This window comes from Parabacteroides timonensis, from assembly GCF_900128505.1.
GTDB classification, from domain to species: Bacteria; Bacteroidota; Bacteroidia; order Bacteroidales; family Tannerellaceae; genus Parabacteroides; species Parabacteroides timonensis.
This window is the reverse complement of sequence record NZ_LT669940.1, coordinates 691,106-714,606: the sequence shown is the minus strand read 5'-3', so window position 1 is coordinate 714,606 and position 23,501 is coordinate 691,106. Positions and strand designations below refer to the sequence as shown.

Here is a 23,501-nt window from a genome sequence, read left to right as displayed (position 1 = left end):
CAATTGATATAAATATGGATGTAAAGATCGAAAAAAGCTGGAAAGAACGGTTAGCTCCTGAATTTGAGAAAAGTTATTTTAATGAGCTGATCAACTTTGTAAAACAGGAATACCGTCAGGGAGCCGTATATCCTCCCGGACCTTATATCTTTAATGCTTTTGAACATTGCCCGTTTGAAAAGGTAAAAGTGGTCATACTGGGACAGGACCCTTATCACGAGCCGGGACAAGCGCATGGGCTTTGTTTTTCGGTGCAGGACGGAACGCCTTTCCCTCCTTCTCTGATCAATATATTCAAAGAAATAGAAAGCGACCTTGGTAAACCGATGCCCAACAGCGGTAATCTGTTGCGCTGGGCTGACCAAGGCGTGTTATTACTGAACGCAACACTGACGGTTCGTGCACATCAGGCCGGTTCACACCAGAACAGAGGATGGGAGGCATTTACCGACGCTGTCATTCACAAACTGGCTGAAGAACGTAGCCATATCGTTTATATCCTCTGGGGATCATACGCACAACGGAAAGGTGCATTCATCGATGCTTCACGTAATATGATATTGAAGTCAGCACACCCTTCACCCCTTTCGGCTTATCGCGGCTTCTTCGGGAACAAGCATTTCAGCAAGGCGAACGATTACCTGATAGCGACAGGTCAGACACCTATTGAATGGTAACATTAATACCAGCTTTGCCCTTCACGCACATTACTGCTCTGGTTATACTTCAGGTCTTTCAACAAGGAAGAACTTACAGCGATAGAGAAGGTGTACGATTTATACGGCCCTACCGGTACAAAACTTGCTGACATCTGGAAACAGTGCAGATTACGGGTGACATTACAAGTCATGAACGAAATCTTGTTATTGTCGAAGTCGTAAGTGGCATTGAAGTTAAAACTCCAGTTCTTGGTCGGCTGGATATTTCCGTTAAAACTCAATGCATGCGTCAGTTTGTATTTATACTCCAACTTGTTGGGATCGAAGTCTCCGTAACGCAACTGCATACTGTAATTGAATGATAAACTCCATGGGATCTTAGTGATCAGATAACCATCCGAATCATACTCGCCGGTATCTTTCTTCTTTCCACGCAGACGACCACCCTCCTTCTCTTCCGGTGGATTGGCATCATCGGGATTCTCGGCAGTCAGGTCTTCGAGTTCGCCATCGCCGATATTATCTTCAGGTATGTTGCTGTCGGTTCCACCTCCGAACCATTTCTTAAAGGTATCGTTATTAAAGGTATAAGCGAAGCTGGTTCCGGTATTACGCAAACGGCCGATACCTTTTCCTGCTTTCCAACGTGGAATATCTACCCTGACAGGGTTACCCTTGCTGTCCGCTTTGTAAGTATAGGTATCAAAAGTTCCGTTCAGATTTAAGGTATAGCTTTTCGAGAACTTAAGACGTAAACCGACAGACAGGTCACTCCATTTGAAGGAGTCGGCAGCCATATTATAACTCATTCCCAACGATAACTTATCGATCAGGCTGATCTTACGGAAGCCGGTAGTGTCACGATCGGATTTGATTTTCATTTCGACATTGTTATCCAACGTAAAGTTCAAGCTCCCCTGCTTTCCATTAGGGATAGAACCGTTATGCGCGAAAGGAGAATAAACATAATCGATCGGATCGCCGTTAGCATCGATATACTGGTAATGATCGTAGAAACCGAAAAGACTTCCCCCAAAGTCGGGAGCTGCACTAATGCTGACAGACGGCTCAAAGCGGTGACGGATCATCTGCACCTTATCTCCCAGGAAAGGAAGCGGTTTATAGAAACCATATAAGGTAGTCGAAGCAGATACAGATGCGTTATAATTGTAGATACGGTAAAATCCATAGGTTGTATCACGGTTTACCAGGCTGTTCAATTTCGGGTCGAACTGTTTCGTAATCTTACTTGTATACCAGCTTTCCTTATAATTAAATGAAGGAGAAATGTTGATATATTTAAATGCCGTAAACGTGGCACTGACCGGAATACTATGTTCCATCGAGTTCTTCCAGTCCTTGATAAGATTTGACTTGAATAATAAGTTTTCCTTTGTTGTGATACTATTCTTGAAATAGCCGGAATAACTCATCGAAATCTTTTCATACCAACGTTCTTTTCCGATAGGGTTCTTACGTTTGAACGGGAAGATACGGCTCAATGTGATTGTCAGGTTAGGCAAGGTGACAGCGATAGACGAGTCCCTGGATGACTGGTTGACATTCATTGTAGCGGAAAGAGAAAGCGGGTTATTCGGAAAACGTTGTGTTATATTGATACTCGAACCTTTTGTATTCGAGATAGCGTCCGAGTTATTCGTATTTAAGAAACCGTTCGCTTTATTACGGTCGAAACTACTGGTCGAGAAGTTCACACTGGCAGAGAAAGTACGGTACGGATTTGCTTTCGGGTCTTGCGAGTGTGTCCAGTTCAACCGGAAGTCTTTATTCAAACTATAGTCGGGAAGCCCTTTATCACCAAACTTCGTTACCTGGTAAGCGGCATTGAAATTACCGGAGAACAGGTATCGTTTCCTATAAGAGGATTGCGCCTGAAGCCCCCATGAACCTTTGGTATATATCTCACCGGTAACAGCCAGATCGATATAATCGCTTAAGGCAAAGTAATATCCCCCGTCACGTAAACCGAACCCACGATTGGAGTCGTCGGTATACGTCGGCATAATCACACCGGATGAATAGGTACTCGAGAAAGGGAAGAAACAAAAAGGCAATCCGATCGGATATAGCGGTACATCTTCAATAACCATATAAACAGGGCCTGTAACGATATTCTTTTTAGGCCGGACCTTGGCTTTGGTCATCTGAATATAGAAGTGAGGATGATCGTGTTCATCGCAGGTCGTATATTTACCGCCTACCATGTTCAATACATCGTCGTCCATCTTCTTTGTACGCCCGGCAGTTACATACCCTTCCCCTTGCTGGGTAATCACATCGGTGATATATCCCTTCCGGGTCGTAAAGTTATAACGCATCGTCTTCGATTCATACTCCTGATCGCCATCCTTGAATAAAGGATAACCGAACTCGTCACCGATCGAATCGAGGCCGAACTTCGCGAATACCAGACTGCTGTCCATATTCATCTCGATCACTTCCGCCTGTAGTCCGATTTGCTGGTACTTAACATCGCCTTCACCGTACAGATAAGCCCAGTTACCTGCAGTCATTACGATAGAGTCTTTAGCCTGGTAAGCCACAGGAGCATCCAGGCCGGTCTGCTTCTTGGGAACAGTATCAGAAGCTAAGACTGTACTGTCGGTCGCAACAGGGACTATGGTATCCCCAACAACAGCCAACACAGTATCCGTCGGGGCAACCAGCTCCTGCGAATACATCATCAAAGCCCCGGCGAGGAAATATAATAGGATAATTAAGCCTCTGTATTTCATTAATTAAGTTGACAGATGACAGATGATAGTTGACACATAAAAGCGAAAGAACTATCAACTGAATTGTTACAGCATGCAAATGTATAACAAATTAATGAGCCCTTCTGCTTTTATTCCCCTAAAAAGAGTTTACACCAGTTATCAAAACGTATAACGGTCTCCTCGCCATACTTTACAAGACCTTGTTTTACTTTCTCGACCGGCTTCTCTTTATCTAACTTCGTCTTACTATAAAATTTGTCGGCAAAGCAAATCAATTGCTCTTCCAACGAAACCGGCACCATGACCCGGTGAGGCAACGGAAGGTGTCTCTCTTCTATCATTTCCAGGGTGATACCGGTTCCTGTATGCCGTTCGCATACCAGAGCATGACGCGGGAAGCCTTCTTGCCGCATCAGGTCGGCACCTAAATAACCATGACAAATATATTCTGCCGAACCATGGCAATCGATCTCCGGTGCGTTACACTGAAATATGCCGATATCATGAAGCATAGCAGCTTCTTCTATAAACGGAAGATCGAGATCCATTTCCGGGTGCAAGCGGGCAATGCTTAACGCTTTGTCGGCTACACTACGACTGTGTGTTACTAAAATATGCCAGGCATCCGATTCTGCCGGATAATACTTTGAAATAATATCAAGAGGATTCATTTTATCTATGCTTTATATTCAGACCGCAAAGATACACATATTTTAAAATCAACCGCGGCAGCCCAGACTGTCTTCATCAGGATTTATCTCACGCACGGCCTCTTTCACCTCCTTTTTAGTCACTTTTCCTTGGGTTGCTACCTGCTGCACCGGATAACGTCCTTCTTTACGATCCAGTACTAAAGCTTCTGTTTTCGCTTTTTCTTTGATTCTTGGTAATTTCGTTGCCATATAATTATTCATTTATGTTTACGATATTTCAACAGGATGAAGAAGCGGATAGTTCATGGGAAACATGTTAAATATAAACACTTTTAATCCGCTCTATAGCTTTTATGCAACGAACATTTGCTACTTTTGTAACCAAGATACATTAGGAAACATATTATGAAAACAGTTTTCAGACTTACGCTTTGGCTTCTTGGTATACTATTTTTACCTAGAATTCAAGCGATTACCCCTCAGGCTCCCCTCGTACTCGGAGCCGAACGAATAGATGTGGTAACCCGCCTGTTACAGGATAAACAAGTCGGACTGGTTGTTAACCAAACATCTATCCTCGAGAAACAGCAGAAGCATCTGTTGGACGCCTTACTGGAGCAAGGTATCCAGGTAAAAAAAGTATTTGCTCCCGAACATGGTTTCAGAGGAACCGCAGATGCCGGAGCCGATATTAAAGACAGCCGCGACCTGAAGACCGGTATCCCTATTATATCTATCTATGGAAAAAATAAAAAGCCGACAGCCGAACAGTTGCAAGGACTGGATGTAATCGTATTCGATATACAGGATGTAGGAGTCCGCTTTTATACTTACATAAGCACGATGCATTATGTGATGGAAGCTTGTGCCGAAAACGGAGTAGAGTTTATCGTGCTCGACCGCCCCAACCCGAATGATTTCGTAGACGGACCGATCCGTAAAAAAGGATTCGAGTCATTTGTCGGTGTAGATCCTCTTCCTATATTACACGGCCTGACGATTGGCGAACTGGCCTGGATGATAAACAGCGAAGGATGGCTGAAAAGTTCACCCGACAGTTGCAAGTTGCATATTGTCAAGATGGAGAACTGGCGGCATGGAGATCCTTACTGGTTACCGGTCAAGCCCTCTCCCAACCTGCCTAACGACCAGTCGATCCGCCTCTATCCCTCGCTTTGTTTCTTCGAAGCTACAAATATCAGCATCGGACGTGGTACTTATTACCCATTCCAGGTAATCGGTTTTCCGGACAGGAAGTACGGGGATTTCTCTTTTACTCCGGTGTCGCTTCCCGGGTTCGATACCAATCCCTTGCAAAAAGACAAAGAGTGCTACGGTATAGATCTTCGAGAATATCCTTTTGAAGGTGGCCTGAGCTTACACTTCTTCCTCGATTTCTATAATAAGGCCGGAAAAGACCAGGCTTTCTTCTTCTCACGCCCTCATTGGTTCGATTTACTAGCGGGTACAAAAGAACTCAGATATCAAATCGTGAGAGGATTATCGGAAGAGGAAATACGGGAAAGCTGGAAACCGGAACTGGACAGTTATAAACAGATGAGAAAGAAATACCTGCTTTATCCGGATTATCCCGTAAAAAAATAACTATTTCCTAAGAACCGTTGATTTTGTTCACCTTTTAATTATCTTTGCGTGCAATTACGGAAATAAAATACACAGTGTTATACGTCGGTACGGTTGCCCGTGTATAACACTGTGCATTATATAAGCAAACTAATAGAAAAGGGCAGAGCAATTTAACGGGATATATTTCTTGAAAAGTTTTTTACAAATACTGTTTTTCCTTCTTTTATTCATTCCGGTGAAAGAGACAGGAGTATTAAAAGCACATACAAATGAGCCTTTATACAAGATATTGGTAATACACTCCTATACAGAAGACCTTGTGGCCTACTCTAAATTCAGCAATTTGATCTCTGAAAAGCTGGAAAAAAAGAATATCAATACCGATGTCCGTACATTCTACCTGGATAGCGAACGCTATAACGAAGCAGAAGAAAATGCGAAGATGTACGAATACCTCGACTCGATCCGACAATGGAACCCGGATATCATCTTAGTAAATGACGACCAGGCCACCTATACATTGATGGCATGTAACCATCCTTTCGGAAAAACAAAGCCTGTGATCTTTTCGGGAGTAAATTTTCCCAATTTCCCTTTATTGGATCAACACCCAAACTTCTGCGGATTCTGGGATAAACCGGATTACATCACCACAATCGAACTCATAGAAAAACTATACGGTCCCTCCAATATACTTTTCTTCAAACATGCCCGATTTATGGGAAGGGAGTCTTTCAGGACTATTCAGGAGGAAGTGAGAGGTACGGGCAGAACCATACGGATCGGTTTATTCCATCAAAAGAAAAATGAATATCCTGAAGATATCTGTCCCGGCGAACCGGGTAAGTCGATCCTGTACACCACGGAAACGGCTTTTCTCTCGGCAAAAGGACTATTGGCAATCTTCCAGAGCAAGCCATACACCGCTTGCCTGCAAATCATACTCGACTTCGATGTCTTAACGATCGGACGTCTGGCTAATGTCCCCAATTTTACCGTTATCAACAACGGTTTTAATGATGGTAAAGGAATTACAGGCGGTTATTTCACCACGCTGGAAATACAAACCGATATCGTATCGGAAAGAGCTGCAGCAATTATCAACGGGAAGAAACCTTCAGACTTTCCTCTGGCAGAGAGTCCGAAAGTCTATGCCTTCGACTGGGACGAGATGCAGCGTTTCGATATAAAAATGAATGAACTACCGGCCGGCAGTGTCATTTATAACCAGCCGTTCTATGAACGTTATCACAAAACGATGATAATAGGAGGTATCTTCTTCCTGGTACTCGTTATTTATGTCATTACCCAACTATTCTACTTATATAGAAACGAATACAAACGCAAACGGCAAATACAAACAAACCTGATAAAAGAAAGACGTTTCCTGCGGCTTGCCATGGAGGGAGGAAATACCTATGCCTGGCGACTGGAAAACGGAGTCTTCATTTTTGAAAACGATTTCTTTACCGCCAATCAGATTATACCGCGTAAAATGCCGCTTGACGAATTATTATCCTTAACACATCCGGACGACCAGGAACATCTGAGTAGTCATATCCGGGATATAAACTCCGGGATATGGGAAGAAACGACTATCCAATGTCGTTTTAACTTCAGTGGGAAAGGATATAGCTGGTGGGAATTACGTTATAATCACGGAGAAGATAAATCTGAACCCGATCAAACAGTGATAGGTCTTTGCCTGAACATACAGTCTTTCAAGGAGAAGGAACAAAAACTCATCATCCTGCAGGAGAAAGCGGAAGAGGCCAATAAGATGAAATCGGCTTTCCTTGCTAATATGAGCCATGAAATACGAACTCCCTTGAATGCCATTGTCGGCTTTTCGAACCTTTTACAGGAAGATACGGATCTGGGGGAAGAAGAAAAAGAATTATTCAAAGACACGATCAACAAAAACAGTAATCTATTATTGAAACTGATCAACGACATCCTGGAACTATCACGCATCGAGTCGGGTCGTATGAGTTTCACTTTCGAGACATTCAAACTGAATGACCTGATAGAAGAGATCTACCAGACACATCATCTGCTGATCCCTGCCCACATACAGTTTATAAAAGACGTTCCGGAAGTTTTCGTAGAGGTATATGCAGACCGTTTCCGGCTTACCCAGGTGATCACTAACTTTATCAACAATGCTGTCAAATTCACGAAGAACGGATACATCAAATTGGGATACAATTATAACCAGAATGAGAAGCTGGTATATATCTACGTGGAAGATACAGGTATCGGTATGTCGAAAAGTGCTCTCGATAAAGTATTCGAGCGATTCTACAAGCAGGATGAATTTGCGCAAGGTACCGGTCTCGGACTCTCCATCTGCAAGACCATAGCCGAACGGCTGAAAGGAGATGTCCTGGTCAGCTCCATGGAAGGCAAAGGCAGTCGCTTCACCCTAAAGATGCCCGCTAAACAGATATAAAAAAAGGCGGCCCCATTACAGAACCGCCCCAAGCGCTTTACAACATTACCTTATTTCTTTTGAATAACCATCAACTTCCCATTATCTGTTCCATAGAGGGCTATTATATTCACTGGTTTTGTTTCTCCTTCAGCTTGGAAACGAACCACCTTATTCAATGCTTCCAGAAATTCCTGCTCACCCTTCATGTCAGGACAAGCCATACGGGTGGTAGCAACCTGCGGAAACTTGATGATGTTTTTCTGTGCATCCGTATACTCGATGTTACCGTTCATACGGTTACAGCCGGCGTTACCAGACAGATGTTTACGGGCAACATCGATCACAATCAATTGTTTGCTGTCTGCGGGGTCCAGTTTCTTCCCGTTCAGTTCTACGACACTCCATTCACCGTCGAGATCAGAAAAGGAGGCCACAACGGCTTTCTGAGATTTACAGGAAGCAAATACGGCAATACCTACCACAGCCAGACAGAGAAATAAATACTTCTTCATCTCTGATTAGTTTTTAGACAGGACTAATAACACGTTACCATCTTTATCAACCAGCGTCATTTCATTCTCCGAACTACCGGCTTTTACTGCATTCACATTAACCATAGCCTGCATGATAGCATCTTCCGTCGCCATATCCGGACAAGCCATCATTGTAGCTGCTCCCGGAGCGATCGTGATCGCTGAAACATCATTGGCATCCAATGTAACAGTGGTATTGAACATATTGCAACCGGCATTACCGTGCAACTTATTCTGTGCCATATCGAATTCCATATATGGAGGTAATCCTTCTTTCAAGATCTTTTCGCCTTTTACTTCAATTACATTCCATTTACCTTCCAGTTTCTTAGCATCTGTTTTGGCTTCAGAACAAGAAATCATCATTCCCAATACCATCGGAAGCATTAATACATAAAAAATTACTCTTTTCATAATCTATACTATTTGTTATATCACTTACAGAAATAAGACGTCAAATACGCCTAAATTGTTCCGCAAAAGTAAGCTATTTAGTCAACATTAACAAATGGATACAAATCATGCGAATGTACCACTTTATATTTTCCGTAAGTTTGCAGCTCGATGGATAAACAATAAAAGAGGATATAATGAAGGGATTCAACATTGCACCTATTTTGATCTTATTATTCATACTAGGTCTCTCCTGTAAAAACACGCCCGAACAAACCGAAGAAGAAGTCGACAGCGAATGGATCGACAGCCAGCAACGCGTCTATCAATATGGCGTATGTATAGATACACTGGACGTGAAAGATTATAAGATGAAGAACGGCGACAACCCGGCTTCTATTTTTTCCAGCTTGGGCTTTTCTGCTTTGATGGCAGACAGTATCAGCCGGTCGTCTGTTGAAGTGCTCGACCCGACCAAACTACAAGCGGGTATGCACTACTACACATTCACAATGCAGGACAGTACGGCACAGATCCGTTACATCGCTTTCGCCAAGTCGCGGACAGATTATGCTGTGATCGACCTTACCGGCGATACCATACGTGCCTACGAATTCAATAAACCGATCACCTTAAAAAGGCACTACGTGGAAGGTACGCTGAATTCCTCTCTATGGAACGTTCTCCAGTCGAACGGGGTGAACCCGTTGCTGGCAATCAATATTGCCGATGTCTTTGCCTGGCAGATAGATTTCTACGACGTAAAAGAGGGCGACTCGTTCCGTGTACTGTACGATATTGCTTATATCGACGACACGACCGCATTAAATATAAACGGTATCCGGGGAGCTGTATTCAATCACCAGGGGAAAGACTTCGTTGCTATTCCTTTTACCCAGGACAGCGTATTCGAATATTTCGATCAGGAAGGAAACAGTTTACGCAAGGCTTTCCTTAAAGCACCGTTAGATATATTCCGCATAACTTCACGCTTCACCAATGCTCGTTTCCACCCGATATTGAAACGTTACCGTGCGCATCATGGAGTCGATTATGCGGCTCCTGTCGGGACACCGGTAAAAAGCATCGGGGCCGGAACGGTTATTGCCAAAGGTTATCAGAACGGTGGCGGGAACTTCCTGAAAGTAAAGCATAACTCGGTATATACTACCACTTACATGCACCTAAGCAAGTTCGCCAAGGGCATACAGGTCGGAAGTCATGTACAACAGGGAGAAGTGATCGCTTATGTAGGTTCTACCGGACTGTCGACAGGTCCTCACCTGGACTTCCGCGTACACAAAAACGGTGAGCCGATCAATCCGCTGAATATGGAGGCTCCGCCTTCACTGCCAGTCAAACCCGAGCTACGCGATAGCTTTATGATTGCGAAACAACAGATGTTTGCCGAACTGGACAGTCTGAAGAGAAAGAATGATATGGCTAAAAATACACCTCCGGTAACAGAGGTAGCAGATACTACCGAAGTGACAAAGGCGACAGAATAAAACAAACATTCCGGAAGATTTCAAACGGATGCCTATCCGAAGGTAAGGCGATGCCTATCGGTTTCAACTCCGATAACTATTGCTTTTAATCAGAATTATGTTACATTTGTGAACATGATAAATTCAGTGGCTTATGAAATTTCTTGGTAATATCATTTGGTTAATTTTCGGAGGACTGGTTACCAGTATCGAGTATCTGATCTCAAGCCTGTTATTAATGGTCACTATCATCGGTATACCATTCGGGCTACAGACCTTAAAACTGGCTTTACTGGCCTTATGGCCCTTCGGTAGCACAGTCACGGACGACGGTAATTCCGGAGGCTGCCTTTGCATCATTATGAACATACTTTGGATCATACTGGGAGGTTTCTGGATCTGCCTGACTCACTTGGGATTCGGTCTTTTATTGTGCATCACGATAATCGGTATCCCCTGGGGAAGACAACATTTCAAGATGGCAGCCCTTGCACTAACTCCATTCGGTAAGAATATTAATTAATCCAATACAGGATAACTTTGCCGGGCTTCGGCCCGGCTGCAAGCATTAAAATGCCACCATTCGTAAGGAATCGTACGAAATCCGGCATTCTTCATTATCCGGCGGAGTAAACGCCGGTTATCAAACTCTTCACGGGTTATCTTTTCAGAGGCCAGCAGGACGTCTTCATTGTTGGTGTGGGCCTCTTCCCCAAAGAAATCAAAAGGACTTCCCATAGGCAAAGGCTGACCTGTTTTATCCAGGATCGTGACATCCACTGCCATTCCGTAATTATGCAACCCTCCGCCGTTGGAAGGATTACTCACATAATTTACTTTATCAGTACCACGAACCAGACTCCACATTTTCCGTTGCACAGACATCGGACGGGCGGCATCATATACCACCAGCGTAAGTTCCGGGTGTTCTTTCTTAAGCAAATGTTGAGCTGCAACCAATTTTTGGGCAGCATCGGGATGCAACCAGGCACGGGTAATACCGGAATAAACCGCTTCCCCAATAAAATTGTCGGAGGTAGCATAAACGAGCTGTACACAGATAGTCGAATCCCACACGGATACATCCACCATCCCTTTATTTTGCAACCAGACATCCAGATCCTCTGCCTTGCCATGCAAACAAGAAAGCAGCAACAGAAATAAAAAGATATGCCGGACTTGTCTCATATTACCTTCTTAGTCGATAGAGATTTGTTCTACTTCTATCGGATTATTCAAAAAAACAGAGGCAGCATCCGAAAACTTCCCGGCCGATTCGGTGGTCAGAAAACGACATTCACCATGACGGGTCAACTTCCGATCCATTTCAGGATGCCTTTTCAAATAATCAACCAGGCTTGCCGCTACGTATTCTCCTTGTGCGAAGACAGTGATTCCAGAGGGTAGATATTGTTTGAGCTTCCCGATCAATAAGGGGTAATGCGTGCACCCCAATACCAGCGTATCAATCTGTGAGTCGAGGGAAAGGATATGATCCAAATGCTTTTTTACAAAGTAATCGGCACCGGGAGAATCAAACTCGTTATTTTCAACCAAGGGAGCCCACATCGGACAGGCTTCGCCGGTTACTTTTATATGAGGAAACATCTTCTCTATTTCAAGTGAATAGGATTGGGAAGAGATGGTACCTGCGGTTCCCAGTATCCCGATATGCTTCGTTGAACTGACCCGATCCATCATTTCTACCGTCGGACGTATTACGCCCAGTACACGGCGTGTGGGATCGACCACCGGCAGGTCACGTTGCTGAATGGTACGCAAAGCCTTTGCTGAAGCCGTATTACAGGCCAGGATAACCAGTTGGCAGCCCTCAGCAAACAACTTCATCACTGCCTGCCGCGTAAAGCGGTATACCACCTCGAACGAACGCGGCCCATAAGGAGCCCGGGCATTGTCTCCCAGGTAAATATAATCGTAGTCAGGCATTGCCTCACGGATCTTGTCAAATACAGTCAGTCCGCCATAGCCGGAATCAAAAACTCCGATCGGACCCGGTTGTTGTGAAAACATATTCTTCCTTCTTTTATAACACAACAAAGGATGCCCTTCATAGAAAGGCATCCTTTGTTGTATCGTACTTTAGATTATATTATTTCAAACCTAATTTAGCTTTTACAAACGGAGTAGCATCGATTGCTGAGCTACCAGTGTAAAGCACCATAACTGGGTTAGAATCGAGGATATAAGCATAACCTTTTTCGTCACCAACAGCTTTGATTGCATTTCTTACTTTGTCCTGGATCGGTGTAAACAACTCTTGCTGTTTTTTATCCATATCCTGACGAGCTACCTGAGTGAAGTTCTGAACTCTTTGTTCGATATCTGAAAGTTCCTGCATTCTTCTCAGCTTGATATTTTCAGTTAATGAATCCTGCTGTGCGATATAGTCAGCATATTTCTTTTCGTATTCATCCTGCATGGTCTTCATTTCACCCATGTACTTGTCATTCATCTGCTTCAGAGTTTCCTGCATAGCAGTTACTTCAGGCATTAAAGGAATAAGCTCGTTTGTATTAACAATTGCCACTTTCATGTCCTGAGCAAAAACTCCTAACGGGAGGATCATCAACAATAAAATAATCAGTTTCTTCATTTTCTATAAAATATTACTTGTTATTAATCAATTATATTTTGTGTGCATAAAGCGCACAAATGTAAGCATTTATTTTGAATATCCTAACTTTAACAGCACTTCATTACTGATATCGATCTTTGGAGATGCAAAAATAATACTCATAGCTGAAGCACGGTCAACAACAAGTTGATATCCCTTGTCTTCCGATATTTCCTTCACTGCATTATAAATTTCATCCTGTATCGGTTTCATCAAGCTTTCACGCTTTTTAAACAATTCACCTTCAGGTCCGAAATAAGTACGTTTCAGGTCTTGCGCTTCCTGTTCCTTCTTCACGATTTCTTCTTCACGCTTTGTCTTCATTTCAGCAGAAAGGAATACCAAATCACTCTGATAGGTCTTATACATATTTTGCGCCTCCTGCTGTATTGCTTCCACCTCATTCTGCCATTTCTTTGACACCTGGCTTAATTGTTCGTTTGTCATTTCATAAGCCGGAATATTCTTCAGGATATATTCCATATCTATCAATGCAAACTTTTGCGCCATCCCGGCAAAAGAGCAAAGGAGCATCATACAACTCAAAACAATAATCTTCTTCATACACTTTCTTTTTATAGTTTCACTCTCTGACTACAAATATAGCGGAGGGTTTACTTTGTTCCAATGAATTATGGTTAACGCTTAATGCTGAATTGTTAATTTTCAATTAATCCATCGCTTACTATTAGAACTCTTGTCCAATGATGAAGTGGAAATTGCTACCACCTGCACTACGAGATCCATCCACTTTGTCGAAACCATACGCCCAGTCGATACCCATCAAACCGATCATCGGAAGGAAGATACGAACACCGACACCGGCAGAACGTTTCAGGTCAAACGGATTAAAGCTCTTCAAATCTCTCCAAGCGTTACCAGCTTCAACAAATACAAGACCGTAGATAGTAGAAGATGGTTCCAACAGGAACGGATAACGTAATTCCATAGCCAGACGGGAGTAAGCATAACCATACGAGTTATAGCCACCGTTACCGGCGATACTTCCGTTTTCGTAACCTCTCAAACCGATTGTTTCAGTTGCATAAGTACTGGAGTATCCGCTCATACCGTCACCCCCCATATAGAAGGTTTCAAACGGAGAACGTTTGTGTTTGTTGTAAGAACCCAAGAATCCGTATTCAACGCGAGTCATCAATACTGGTGTACGCTTCACTGCCATAGGAGCCAGCGGAGAGAACAACTTCGCTTTGAACTTCCATTTATGATATTCGATAAACTTAAACTTGCTTTCGTCATTGTCGCTCATGTTAGCATAGTCTTTTCCATCCCACAATGAATAAGGAGGAGTTGCACTAACCGAGAAAGAGAACTGCGAACCACGACGAGTGTACAACGGGTTGTCGATAGAGTTACGTTGTAACATCAACTCCAGGTTTACGTTATGACAAGTTCCGTTCTGAACCAGGAAGTATGCCCAGTCGTGCATGATATACATCTGATAGTTCAGTGTTGCCATGAACTGGAAGTAGTCGTCCGGCCAAGTCAAACGCTTACCGTAACCGGCAGAGAGACCGAACATCATGATCGATTTATCCGGGTCGTATGCCAGTTCGTAGTTATTATTATAGTAGTTGTTATAATAACCACCGTAGCCACCATACATACCACCATAACTGTAGCCCGGATAATAACCGCCATAGTTAGCCATGCTGTTATTATAGTAGTTACTACTAATGTCAGTCTGTTTAGAGAAATAAGCACTTACAGAAAGTGTATTCGGACGTCTGCCGCCGAACCACGGGTCCATAAATGAAATACTGTATGCCTGGTAGTAACGTCCGTTGGTCTGGCCACTCAATGTCAGAGTCTGACCTTCACCCTGCGGGATGATACCTTTATAAGTCTTCGGGTTCAGGAAGTTCTTCATGGAGAAGTTGGTAAACTTCAAACTCAATTTACCGATCACACCCGTTTGTCCCCAACCGGCCGAGAACTCGATCTGGTCGTTGGCCTTCGATGTCAGGTTATACTGGATATCCACTGTTCCGTTCTCAGGATCGGGTAGCGGTTTCGGGTCCATGTTTTCCGGGTCGAAGTGTCCCATCTGGGCAATTTCACGAACTGAACGCATCAGATCTTCACGACTGAACAACATACCCGGCTTGGTACGAAGCTCACGACGTACGATATCTTCATATAAACGGTCGTTACCATTGATAATAACACGGTTGATAGTAGCCTGCGGGCCTTCCTGGATACGTACTTCCAACGAGATAGAGTCGTTATCCACATCTACTTCCACCGGGTCGGCACTAAAGAAGATGTAACCGTTATTATAATATACGTTAGATACGGCATCTTCGTCAGTCGACAGACGCTCGTTCAATTTCTTCTGGTTGTAAACTTCACCAGGTTTCATACCCAAGATCGCCTCCAGATAATCTGAAGCATACTGCGTATTACCTACGAAGCGAATATCTTTCAGGTAATATTTGTCACCTTCTTCCAGCTTCAGGAAGATGTCGACTTTCTTATCATTATAGTTAACAACACTGTCTGACAGCAAGACTGCGTCACGATAACCGTGTTCGTTATACTTGGCTATAATGTTAGCCTTATCATTTTCATATTCTTCGGTCGTAAATTTCTTGGTGCTGAATGCTTCCAGGATACTGGTCTTCCAGTCGTTCGGAAGACTGAACTTTTCGTTGGTTTTCTTCATCGCTTTTTTCAGGTCTCGTGCTGATAAGGCCTCATTCCCTTCAAAGTAGATACGATGGATCTTGGTCTTTTCATTCTTGTCGATATTGATATCTACGATCACCTCGCCCTCATGAGCCAGGTCGTCGCGCTGAACGATATCCACATCCACATTCTTAAACCCTTTTCCATCGAAGAACTTCTGGATAACGATCTTCGCACGGTCCATCAGGTTCGGAGTAACCTGGAACCCCTTCTTCAAGCCCAACTTGGCTTCAAGGTCTTCCCTTTCTCCTTTCTTGATTCCATGATAATTTACTTCCGATATACGGGGACGTTGCTTCAACTGGATTTCCAGCCAGACTTCGTCACCTTCAATCTTGGTTGCCAGGATTTTTACATCCGAAAACAATCCGTGTTTCCAAAAACGCTTCACCGCTGTTGTAATCTCATCTCCGGGGATAGTGACCATGTCGCCGACCGATAGTCCCGAAAAACCGATTAACACGAAATCATCATAATTCTTAATACCCGTTACCTTAATATCGGCAATCTTATACCGTTTGGGAAACGAATAATTAATGACCGGCACTTCTGCCGGTGCTTCAACCTTGGTAGTGTCACTTTCCTGGGCAAATGCTCCGCAGGCAAAACCTAGGAAAATAAAAAACAGCACTATTCTTTTGTACATATAACAGCTATTGTTTATAAGATTAATTGCTCACTTGTTTTACCGAAACGACGTTCGCGTTGCTGGTAATACAATATAGCTTCATACAACTCTTCTTCTCTGAATGCCGGCCAATACACATCGGTAAAGAAGAATTCCGCATAAGACGCCTGCCACAGCAGGAAGTTACTGATGCGTTTTTCTCCACCGGTCCTGATCAATAGATCCGGATCGGGAATGCCTTTAGTCGTTAGGTGGTCCGAGACAACTGCCTCGGTTATATCGTTGGGGTTTATTTTCTTTTCCAGCACTTGAACAGCGAGCTGTTTGACAGCTTCCGTTATCTCCCAGCGGGAAGAATAACTGAGAGCCAATACGAGCGTGGTACCTGTATTAGCTGATGTTTGTTTTATACAATCCAGCAAAGTGGCATGTGCATCTTCGGGCAGACGGTCCAAGTTACCGATAGCCATCAGACGGACATTGTTTTTCATCAGATCCGGCGTTTCACGATGAATGGCCGACACCAGCAAGCTCATCAGAGCCTTTACTTCTGCTTCCGGACGATTCCAGTTTTCTGTTGAAAAGGTGTACACTGTAAGGTACTTCAGTCCAATAGCCGTTGCCGCCTCAACTACTTTACGTACGGAGACAACGCCTTCCTGGTGTCCATAGCTCCGGTCTTTTCCCTGCGCTTTGGCCCAACGTCCGTTTCCATCCATAATAATCGCCACATGTTGCGGCAAGCGATTTTTGTCTATTTCCTCAATCAATGACATAGTGTTTTCAGTATCTAAACGTACTGTTGCTGTTTATACTATTACATGGCCTGTTACGCGGACCGAAGTCCCAGGTAACAGATAGCAGTAAAAATGAATACCAATCTTTGTTCTTCAAGAAACTGCCACCGGTCTGATAAGGATTATCCAACATTGCATTGCTATCGTCCGTCACATCGAAATTATCTCCGAATAACTTACGGAACGAGAACTCGCAACCCAGGTTGATCCTGTTCTTGACCTTATATTTCACTCCTACCCCTAACGGGATATTCGGCCCGAAAAACATCTTATTCCCTGTACCCACTGTGACACCCAGTCCCAGGAGAACATACGGAGTAAAACGCTTCGCTCCTGCATAAGCAAATTTATCACTGTACGGCATGAAGTTGAACTCCATCTGGCCGCCCAGCTCTATCAGGCTACGGCTGAACGATGCTTGCGCATTGTCCGGAAAAACATTTTCCAGTCCTTCCGTATTACCCGATACCTGCCCCCACATCAGATTGCTTTTAAAGGCCCATCTGAAATTGGGATTATAACGGAACACAACCCCTACTGCGGGGTTCATCCCTTTGAAGAAAGCATTCTTGTTGGCATCCCCCATATAGAAGGCGCCTCCTGCCATCCCGCCTATTTCATATTTATATTCCTGTGCGTGGAGACCGGTAAATGAGCCGGCCAGCAGTATCAGTATAAGAATCCGTTGAAAAAAAGTTGAAGTCATAAACGATGCTATTATATTACTACACTTCTTTTTCTAACGTCAAATTCTTCCTAAAATTATACTTTCCTCCACGAACTTTATCAATCCTTAAAACCTAAACGGTTTATACGGCCCTTCCAGATCTGATCCAGATCATTTGCACTATTGTTCTCCTTACCGCCGAAAATCAGCATAAATTTCTCTTTATCCACCAACACAGAAGCAAAACCTCTGGCCTTATAATTTTCCGGCATAACAACCAATGTATCCGACAATGTCCACGACACACCACCATCTATGGAGAAATAAATATCTTTCAGAGCCTTATTCGATTCGTCGATACCGCCGACCATACAGAACTTATCATCGTAAGCAGAAAGCATAACACCTTCTCTCTTATCGAAATAATCCGACTCTATATCGGTTAACAACACCCAGGAGGTACCGGTCATAGTACTCCAGGCTGCGTTCAGCAGCTTACCGTCTTTATCCTTTCCGGCAACAACCGTAAGGCTTTCGCGGAACATATTCAAGCTTGACAAAGAACCGAAACCGCTCACCGGGAAACCAGCCGGAACAACATCACCTGTCGTCCATCCCTGATCCTTATCCATTACGGCATAGTTCAACGTACCGTTATTATCGACAATAGTAGCCAAAGCCGACGGTTGATTCAAACCACCGCTTTTTACTGCACCCAATACCGTTTTAACTGACGGAGCCTGATCAACCAACGTCCACTTCTGTCCGTCAACCGACTGATAAAGTGCACCTTTCGTTGTAGGCACATACAAAGCATCTTCATATTCGGTCATCTGCGACAAACGAACTTCCCCGGCAGGCAAACCTTCCAACGAAAGTTCCGTCCAGCTTTTTCCATCCGACACGGAAGAACTCTTCAAAGAGTAACCTTTACCAGCATCGGCTGCTTGCATGTACATATAATAGTACTCGTCATTTTCCGATCCCCAGGTAACCACTTTCTGTTCCTTTACGGGGAAACCGAATACATTATCTGCATACAGATCCCACGACATAGAGTCGGGCACCATCTGATGCACATTCACCTGAGCGATATACGTTTTCTTGGTAACCCCGTCATAAGCGGTAGTCACCATCTTTACAGGTTTAGAGAAATCTAAAGAGTCTGTCAAATTCCAGTAATAGGTAGAATCAGGCAAAGCATCCTGGGTTACTTCAAGAGAAGCCATCCCGGAAGCATACGTTATCGTACAAACGACTTTTTCTATTACAGTTCCAAAAGGCAGGGAGTCCGGATTAAAAATACGTCCGTTCACCTGGTCGATCACAAACTTCACTGTATCTAACTGACCACCGAGAATAGAATCATGATCTACTTTAAAAGAAGTAATCTGACAATCCTTTGGTAACTCATACTCATTATCATCCGATCCCAAACAGGAAGACAATAACAATGCAATACATCCCGCTACAAATAGTACTATTCTATTTTTCATCCAAAAATAAGTTTGTTGCATATAAAGCCACAAAAGTAGAAACATTTTTTGCTTTATACCCAATATCGGCTAATATTTATAATATTTTAGTTCCGTTAAACTACTTCGCTCACTGATTTTTCCGTGAAAAAACAGATATTACATGATCCTGGCGTTTAATCACCTCCGTTAACGACAAAGAAGGAGCCAGGTTTATATCCGGTGCTTTTACACCCGCTTCCAGAAAAACCGGAGCTGTTTCGACAAACATCTTATCCCAGAGATTTTCCTGCAAAAAATGTCCAAGAAGCGTGGCACCCCCCTCGACCATCAGGGAATTCAGTTTGCGGATATACAATTCATGCAAGACTTGTGGCAGGACCGGTTGCAAAAAATCGATCTTTACATACTCTACATTTTCCCGACTCACCGTATCTTCAGCCGTAAAGACCAACGTCCTGACCGAGCCATCGAATAAATGATTACCGGAAGGGATACGCAATGTCTTGTCGAGCACAACCCTTACTGGCGACTTTCCCGCCCAATGCCGTACCGTCAACGACGGATTATCCAACAAGGCCGTCTGTGTACCCACCATAATAGCCGCCACATTGGCACGCATGCAGTGCACCCTGCGAAGTGTCTCTGCCGACGAAAGAACGACTGCCGGAGTGGAACTGTCCGTCCGTACCCGATCCATAAAACCGTCGGCACTCTGCGCCCATTTCAGATAGACATAAGGACGTCGCAACTGCTGGAAAGTCATAAAATCTCGGTTCAACTCCCGGGCTTCCTGTTCCATCACCCCGGTAACCACCTCTATTCCGGCCTCCCGTAGCATCCTTACCCCTCTTCCCGACACCTCCGGGAAAGGATCCAGACACCCTATCACAACACGTGGAATCTGCTTCTTTATGATCAATTCCGCACAGGGAGGCGTCTTCCCGTAATGGGAACAAGGCTCCAGGCTGACATATATCGTAGACTCTTTCAACAAAGATTCATCCTTCACCGAAGCAATCGCGTTCACCTCGGCATGCGCTTCGCCACACTTTCTGTGATACCCTTCCCCGATAATTTTACCTTGGTTCACAACCACGGCTCCCACCATCGGATTAGGCGCCACATTTCCTGCCCCTCCCCGGGCCAGTGAAATACAACGGGCCATATATTTATTTTCAACCTCGACCATTTTCTTTGCTTATAAATGGTTTTTGCACTACTTTTGCACTAAAATTAAATTATCATGACTGAGACCGTCGCTTATATACAAGACACGCTGAAAGACTATTATCCACTAAGTGAAATCAAGGCATTCACCCGCCTGATAATGGAACGTGTGTGCGATATTCAGCCACATCAATTCTTACTTTGCAAAGATAAAGAATTATCCGAGAAGGAAAAGTCTGAGATTCATAATATCGTAGAACGGCTCACCAAATACGAACCGATCCAATACATTTTTGGCAAAACAGATTTCTACGGATTCGAATTCGAGGTAAACCCTTCCGTATTGATTCCACGTCCTGAAACCGAGGAGTTGGTCGAACTGGTTGTCCGTGATTATCCTCAAAAGAAAGAACTGGATATACTCGACATAGGAACCGGCAGCGGCTGTATCGCCATTACTTTGAAGAAATTGCTAAAGAAATCGCAGGTATATGCGCTCGACATTTCGGAAGAGGCCCTGAAAACAGCCAAACGAAATGCAGTACGCAACAGGGCCATAGTCACCTTCTTCCAAAAAGACATCCTGACCCCGTCGAAAACGGCAGATTCTATTGAAGAAGAGTTCGACATCATCGTCAGCAACCCTCCTTACGTCATGGAGAAGGAGAAGGCTTCCATGGATGCCAATGTACTCGAGTACGAGCCTTCACTGGCCTTGTTCGTTCCCGACGACAATCCACTATTGTATTACCACCGCATCACGATGTTTGCGGAACAGAAGTTGAAGAAAAAAGGGTACATTTACTTCGAGATCAACTCCCAGCTGGGAGAACAAACAGTCAATATGCTCCGCCTGATGGAATTCAAGAATGTCGAACTTATACAAGATCTGTCCGGAAAAGACCGTTTTGTAAAAGCACAGACATGGAACAGATAACGGAAGCCGAAATGCTGCGCCGTGCAGCTGCCTACTGCTCTACTGCCGAACGTTGCATACAGGACGTGCAGAAGAAGATACAAGCGGCCGGCCTCACCCCTGAAGAAGGTGAACGGATCATTGCCCGCCTGCTTCAGGAAAAGTTTATCGACGAAGCCCGTTTTACCGGTTACTTCGTAAATGACAAATTGCGTTTCAACAAATGGGGACGCATCAAGATCGCATACGAACTGCATAAGAAAAACATTCCTGCCTCCATCCGTTCGGAGGCGTTGGAAAGAATCGACGAAAAAGAATATGAAGATATCCTCCTTGCTTTATTGAAAGCAAAGAAAAAGTCTGTCAAAGGGAAAGACGAAAGGGATATCTACACCAAGCTCCTTCGCTTTGCCGCCGGCCGTGGTTTCGAAAGCCGTGAAGCAATACGTTGCCTGAAACAATTATTCAAAGGGAACGATTATGAGGAAGACTTTGAATAACCTGTTGGATCTGTTCTTTCCCAGGCTTTGCCTGTTATGTAACGACCCGCTTATGGGAGGTGAGGAACATTTCTGCCTCAAATGTCTGTGCGACCTGCCTCGTACCGGTTTCGACTACCTGAGGGAAAATCCGGCGACGCATCTGTTCACCGGCAAAGTACCCATCAACCATGCTACGGCTTTCCTGCATTACGAGCGGGGAGGACATGTGCAACAGCTTATCCACGAACTTAAATATAACGACAATAAGGAGATCGGTTTCCGGCTGGGACGCATGGCGGGACTGGACTATCGCCAATCTATCCTCTCCGACCTTCCCGACCTGATCCTCCCTGTGCCGCTTCATTCCAAAAAGAAAAAGAAACGCGGTTACAACCAGTCGGAATGGATCGCCCGGGGCATAAACAGCGTACTGAAACTCCCGGTCGACACATCCAGCCTATGCCGTATCCGCCAAAACGAAACCCAGACTAAGAAGCTGGTGTACGACCGTTGGCTGAATGTTCAGGAAATCTTCACCGTCACCGACCCCGAAGCCCTGAAAGGCAAACATATCTTACTGATAGACGATGTCATCACAACCGGCTCTACCCTCGGAGCCTGCGCCGAAGCGTTGCTGACCGTACCAGGGGTACGGGTGAGCGTGCTGGCGGTGGCGATAGCGGGGTAACAATTGCAGCTTCAAAAGAAGTAACAAAAACTCTTGTCAAACTTGCTTATATGTAATTTATAAATTACCTTTGTAATATGAAAGTAAGGGAAGTTATAGCATATAAGCATTACTTTGATGATTTTTTTAAGGCACAAACTCCAAGGGTTCGCGATAAAATCATCAAAGTATTAGACCTTATTGAGCAGATAGAAAGAATTCCCACAACTTATCTGAAATATATAGAGGGTACCAATGGACTTTTCGAAGTCCGTGTACAACTAGGGAATAATATTTTTCGCATATTCTGCTTCTTCGACGGGAATAAACTGGTCGTCTTGTTAACCGGTTTCCAAAAAAAGACGCAAAAGACTCCTGCGAAAGAAAAAGAACGTGCTGTAAAGCTTATGAACGAGTATTACAAAGAAAAGAACAAGGAGGAAATCAGATGAATACAAAAACATTAGACCAAATCAAAAATGATTATTACGGTACAGTCGGAACTCCGGAACGGGATCGTATCGAAAGAGAGCTCGAAGTATTACGCATCGGATTCAAAATACGAAGTGCAAGAGAAAAAAAGGAAATGACCCAAACAGAACTTGCCAACCGTATCGACAAGAAACGCTCTTTTATATCTAAAGTTGAAAATGATGGTGAAAACATTACACTCAAAACTTTATTTGATATCGTAGAGCGCGGACTCGGCGGTAAGCTGAAAATCGAGGTACAATTGTAATAAGCAAAGACTCCCCCCAGGATACTTGGCTCTACCCTCGGAGCCTGCGCCGAAGCGTTGCTGACCGTACCGGGGGTACGGGTGAGCGTGCTGGCGGTGGCGATAGCGTAAAGAATGAGAAAAAATCGCAAA

General features: G+C 44.1%; 24 protein-coding genes. 10 read left to right on the top strand and 14 right to left on the bottom strand.

Annotated features, from left to right (window positions below; genetic code table 11):
- The first annotated feature begins 14 nt into the window (after positions 1-14).
- Positions 15-677 carry a uracil-DNA glycosylase gene (locus BQ7394_RS03575; protein ID WP_075556113.1) on the top strand — a complete coding sequence of 221 codons (663 nt, stop codon included), beginning with the start codon at positions 15-17 and terminating at the stop codon, positions 675-677.
- A gap of 2 nt (positions 678-679) precedes the next feature.
- On the opposite strand, the gene BQ7394_RS03570 is transcribed toward BQ7394_RS03575, so the two are convergent.
- The 3 genes from BQ7394_RS03570 to BQ7394_RS03560 all read right to left on the bottom strand — a co-directional run bounded on the left by BQ7394_RS03570 (position 680) and on the right by BQ7394_RS03560 (position 4,299).
- Positions 680-3,415, bottom strand: a complete 2,736-nt coding sequence (locus tag BQ7394_RS03570) for a putative LPS assembly protein LptD (protein WP_075556112.1) — start codon at positions 3,413-3,415, stop codon at positions 680-682.
- Positions 3,416-3,525: 110 nt separating this feature from the next.
- Complete coding sequence (locus BQ7394_RS03565) at positions 3,526-4,068, bottom strand: HDIG domain-containing metalloprotein (protein ID WP_075556111.1); 543 nt, start codon at positions 4,066-4,068, stop codon at positions 3,526-3,528.
- A 48-nt stretch (positions 4,069-4,116) separates the two neighbouring features.
- Positions 4,117-4,299 (bottom strand): hypothetical protein, encoded by a 183-nt coding sequence (locus BQ7394_RS03560; RefSeq protein ID WP_075556850.1) that lies wholly within the window; start codon positions 4,297-4,299, stop codon positions 4,117-4,119.
- Between the two features lie 156 nt (positions 4,300-4,455).
- Here BQ7394_RS03560 and BQ7394_RS03555 point away from each other — a divergent pair, with 156 nt between their 5' ends.
- Positions 4,456-5,655 carry an exo-beta-N-acetylmuramidase NamZ family protein gene (locus tag BQ7394_RS03555; protein ID WP_075556110.1) on the top strand — a complete coding sequence of 400 codons (1,200 nt, stop codon included), beginning with the start codon at positions 4,456-4,458 and terminating at the stop codon, positions 5,653-5,655.
- Positions 5,656-5,956: 301 nt separating this feature from the next.
- Entirely contained in the window at positions 5,957-8,089 is a 2,133-nt protein-coding gene (locus tag BQ7394_RS03550; protein WP_139317675.1) for a sensor histidine kinase, read from the top strand.
- A gap of 50 nt (positions 8,090-8,139) precedes the next feature.
- On the opposite strand, the gene BQ7394_RS03545 is transcribed toward BQ7394_RS03550, so the two are convergent.
- Positions 8,140-8,583: an META domain-containing protein gene (locus tag BQ7394_RS03545; RefSeq protein WP_075556108.1), complete on the bottom strand. Its 444-nt coding sequence runs from the start codon at positions 8,581-8,583 to the stop codon at positions 8,140-8,142.
- A gap of 6 nt (positions 8,584-8,589) precedes the next feature.
- A complete protein-coding gene (locus tag BQ7394_RS03540) occupies positions 8,590-9,018 on the bottom strand; it encodes an META domain-containing protein (protein WP_075556107.1) in 429 nt (142 codons plus the stop codon).
- Between the two features lie 176 nt (positions 9,019-9,194).
- Between BQ7394_RS03540 and BQ7394_RS03535 the strand changes: the two genes are divergently transcribed.
- Together BQ7394_RS03535 and BQ7394_RS03530 are read left to right on the top strand one after the other, a co-directional pair.
- Positions 9,195-10,505, top strand: a complete 1,311-nt coding sequence (locus tag BQ7394_RS03535; protein ID WP_075556106.1) for a M23 family metallopeptidase — start codon at positions 9,195-9,197, stop codon at positions 10,503-10,505.
- A 133-nt stretch (positions 10,506-10,638) separates the two neighbouring features.
- Positions 10,639-11,007, top strand: a complete 369-nt coding sequence (locus BQ7394_RS03530) for a YccF domain-containing protein (RefSeq protein WP_075556105.1) — start codon at positions 10,639-10,641, stop codon at positions 11,005-11,007.
- Here the strand turns inward: BQ7394_RS03530 and BQ7394_RS03525 are convergent.
- The 9 genes from BQ7394_RS03525 to ribD form a co-directional block, all read right to left on the bottom strand.
- Entirely contained in the window at positions 11,004-11,672 is a 669-nt protein-coding gene (locus tag BQ7394_RS03525) for a M15 family metallopeptidase (protein WP_075556104.1), read from the bottom strand. The genes BQ7394_RS03530 and BQ7394_RS03525 overlap by 4 nt on opposite strands.
- Before the next feature lie 9 nt (positions 11,673-11,681).
- Entirely contained in the window at positions 11,682-12,515 is an 834-nt protein-coding gene (murI, locus tag BQ7394_RS03520) for a glutamate racemase (protein ID WP_075556849.1), read from the bottom strand.
- Positions 12,516-12,594: 79 nt separating this feature from the next.
- Complete coding sequence (locus BQ7394_RS03515) at positions 12,595-13,098, bottom strand: OmpH/Skp family outer membrane protein (protein WP_075556103.1); 504 nt, start codon at positions 13,096-13,098, stop codon at positions 12,595-12,597.
- Between the two features lie 69 nt (positions 13,099-13,167).
- A complete protein-coding gene (locus BQ7394_RS03510; protein WP_028729699.1) occupies positions 13,168-13,683 on the bottom strand; it encodes an OmpH/Skp family outer membrane protein in 516 nt (171 codons plus the stop codon).
- A gap of 124 nt (positions 13,684-13,807) precedes the next feature.
- On the bottom strand, positions 13,808-16,474 hold the full coding sequence (gene bamA, locus BQ7394_RS03505) for an outer membrane protein assembly factor BamA (RefSeq protein WP_075556102.1): 2,667 nt from the start codon (positions 16,472-16,474) through the stop codon (positions 13,808-13,810).
- A gap of 14 nt (positions 16,475-16,488) precedes the next feature.
- The gene (locus BQ7394_RS03500; RefSeq protein WP_075556101.1) at positions 16,489-17,232 is read right to left on the bottom strand and encodes an isoprenyl transferase; all 744 of its coding nucleotides are present in this window, start codon (positions 17,230-17,232) and stop codon (positions 16,489-16,491) included.
- Between the two features lie 7 nt (positions 17,233-17,239).
- The gene (gene porG, locus BQ7394_RS03495) at positions 17,240-17,959 is read right to left on the bottom strand and encodes a type IX secretion system protein PorG (RefSeq protein ID WP_075556100.1); all 720 of its coding nucleotides are present in this window, start codon (positions 17,957-17,959) and stop codon (positions 17,240-17,242) included.
- Positions 17,960-18,039: 80 nt separating this feature from the next.
- Positions 18,040-19,461, bottom strand: a complete 1,422-nt coding sequence (locus tag BQ7394_RS03490; protein ID WP_075556099.1) for a BamI family beta-barrel-assembly machinery protein — start codon at positions 19,459-19,461, stop codon at positions 18,040-18,042.
- Between the two features lie 64 nt (positions 19,462-19,525).
- On the bottom strand, positions 19,526-20,587 hold the full coding sequence (ribD, locus tag BQ7394_RS03485) for a bifunctional diaminohydroxyphosphoribosylaminopyrimidine deaminase/5-amino-6-(5-phosphoribosylamino)uracil reductase RibD (protein WP_075556098.1): 1,062 nt from the start codon (positions 20,585-20,587) through the stop codon (positions 19,526-19,528).
- 54 nt (positions 20,588-20,641) lie between these two features.
- Between ribD and prmC the strand changes: the two genes are divergently transcribed.
- From prmC to BQ7394_RS03460, 5 genes are all read left to right on the top strand, one after another.
- On the top strand, positions 20,642-21,502 hold the full coding sequence (gene prmC / locus BQ7394_RS03480) for a peptide chain release factor N(5)-glutamine methyltransferase (protein ID WP_075556097.1): 861 nt from the start codon (positions 20,642-20,644) through the stop codon (positions 21,500-21,502).
- Positions 21,490-21,981 carry a regulatory protein RecX gene (locus tag BQ7394_RS03475; protein ID WP_075556096.1) on the top strand — a complete coding sequence of 164 codons (492 nt, stop codon included), beginning with the start codon at positions 21,490-21,492 and terminating at the stop codon, positions 21,979-21,981. The genes prmC and BQ7394_RS03475 overlap by 13 nt, the downstream gene beginning before the upstream one ends.
- Complete coding sequence (locus BQ7394_RS03470) at positions 21,962-22,651, top strand: ComF family protein (protein WP_075556095.1); 690 nt, start codon at positions 21,962-21,964, stop codon at positions 22,649-22,651. The genes BQ7394_RS03475 and BQ7394_RS03470 overlap by 20 nt, the downstream gene beginning before the upstream one ends.
- Positions 22,652-22,728: 77 nt before the next feature.
- Complete coding sequence (locus BQ7394_RS03465; RefSeq protein ID WP_075556094.1) at positions 22,729-23,082, top strand: type II toxin-antitoxin system RelE/ParE family toxin; 354 nt, start codon at positions 22,729-22,731, stop codon at positions 23,080-23,082.
- Positions 23,079-23,369 (top strand): helix-turn-helix domain-containing protein, encoded by a 291-nt coding sequence (locus BQ7394_RS03460; protein WP_075556093.1) that lies wholly within the window; start codon positions 23,079-23,081, stop codon positions 23,367-23,369. The genes BQ7394_RS03465 and BQ7394_RS03460 overlap by 4 nt, the downstream gene beginning before the upstream one ends.
- Positions 23,370-23,501: the final 132 nt, after the last annotated feature.

Excerpts from the sequence above, each read along its gene's own strand:
- BQ7394_RS03470 (WP_075556095.1), top strand. The coding sequence starts at position 21,962 with ATGAGGAAGACTTTGAATAACCTGTTGGATCTGTTCTTTCCCAGGCTT.
- BQ7394_RS03565 (WP_075556111.1), bottom strand. The coding sequence starts at position 4,068 with ATGAATCCTCTTGATATTATTTCAAAGTATTATCCGGCAGAATCGGAT.
- BQ7394_RS03525 (WP_075556104.1), bottom strand. The coding sequence starts at position 11,672 with ATGAGACAAGTCCGGCATATCTTTTTATTTCTGTTGCTGCTTTCTTGT.
- BQ7394_RS03540 (WP_075556107.1), bottom strand. The coding sequence starts at position 9,018 with ATGAAAAGAGTAATTTTTTATGTATTAATGCTTCCGATGGTATTGGGA.
- porG (WP_075556100.1), bottom strand. The coding sequence starts at position 17,959 with ATGACTTCAACTTTTTTTCAACGGATTCTTATACTGATACTGCTGGCC.
- BQ7394_RS03515 (WP_075556103.1), bottom strand. The coding sequence starts at position 13,098 with ATGAAGAAACTGATTATTTTATTGTTGATGATCCTCCCGTTAGGAGTT.
- BQ7394_RS03465 (WP_075556094.1), top strand. The coding sequence starts at position 22,729 with ATGAAAGTAAGGGAAGTTATAGCATATAAGCATTACTTTGATGATTTT.
- BQ7394_RS03560 (WP_075556850.1), bottom strand. The coding sequence starts at position 4,299 with ATGGCAACGAAATTACCAAGAATCAAAGAAAAAGCGAAAACAGAAGCT.
- murI (WP_075556849.1), bottom strand. The coding sequence starts at position 12,515 with ATGTTTTCACAACAACCGGGTCCGATCGGAGTTTTTGATTCCGGCTAT.
- BQ7394_RS03510 (WP_028729699.1), bottom strand. The coding sequence starts at position 13,683 with ATGAAGAAGATTATTGTTTTGAGTTGTATGATGCTCCTTTGCTCTTTT.
- BQ7394_RS03530 (WP_075556105.1), top strand. The coding sequence starts at position 10,639 with ATGAAATTTCTTGGTAATATCATTTGGTTAATTTTCGGAGGACTGGTT.
- BQ7394_RS03545 (WP_075556108.1), bottom strand. The coding sequence starts at position 8,583 with ATGAAGAAGTATTTATTTCTCTGTCTGGCTGTGGTAGGTATTGCCGTA.
- BQ7394_RS03490 (WP_075556099.1), bottom strand. The coding sequence starts at position 19,461 with ATGTTTCTACTTTTGTGGCTTTATATGCAACAAACTTATTTTTGGATG.
- BQ7394_RS03500 (WP_075556101.1), bottom strand. The coding sequence starts at position 17,232 with ATGTCATTGATTGAGGAAATAGACAAAAATCGCTTGCCGCAACATGTG.
- BQ7394_RS03575 (WP_075556113.1), top strand. The coding sequence starts at position 15 with ATGGATGTAAAGATCGAAAAAAGCTGGAAAGAACGGTTAGCTCCTGAA.
- BQ7394_RS03570 (WP_075556112.1), bottom strand. The coding sequence starts at position 3,415 with ATGAAATACAGAGGCTTAATTATCCTATTATATTTCCTCGCCGGGGCT.
- BQ7394_RS03460 (WP_075556093.1), top strand. The coding sequence starts at position 23,079 with ATGAATACAAAAACATTAGACCAAATCAAAAATGATTATTACGGTACA.
- BQ7394_RS03535 (WP_075556106.1), top strand. The coding sequence starts at position 9,195 with ATGAAGGGATTCAACATTGCACCTATTTTGATCTTATTATTCATACTA.
- BQ7394_RS03555 (WP_075556110.1), top strand. The coding sequence starts at position 4,456 with ATGAAAACAGTTTTCAGACTTACGCTTTGGCTTCTTGGTATACTATTT.
- ribD (WP_075556098.1), bottom strand. The coding sequence starts at position 20,587 with ATGGTCGAGGTTGAAAATAAATATATGGCCCGTTGTATTTCACTGGCC.
- prmC (WP_075556097.1), top strand. The coding sequence starts at position 20,642 with ATGACTGAGACCGTCGCTTATATACAAGACACGCTGAAAGACTATTAT.
- bamA (WP_075556102.1), bottom strand. The coding sequence starts at position 16,474 with ATGTACAAAAGAATAGTGCTGTTTTTTATTTTCCTAGGTTTTGCCTGC.
- BQ7394_RS03475 (WP_075556096.1), top strand. The coding sequence starts at position 21,490 with ATGGAACAGATAACGGAAGCCGAAATGCTGCGCCGTGCAGCTGCCTAC.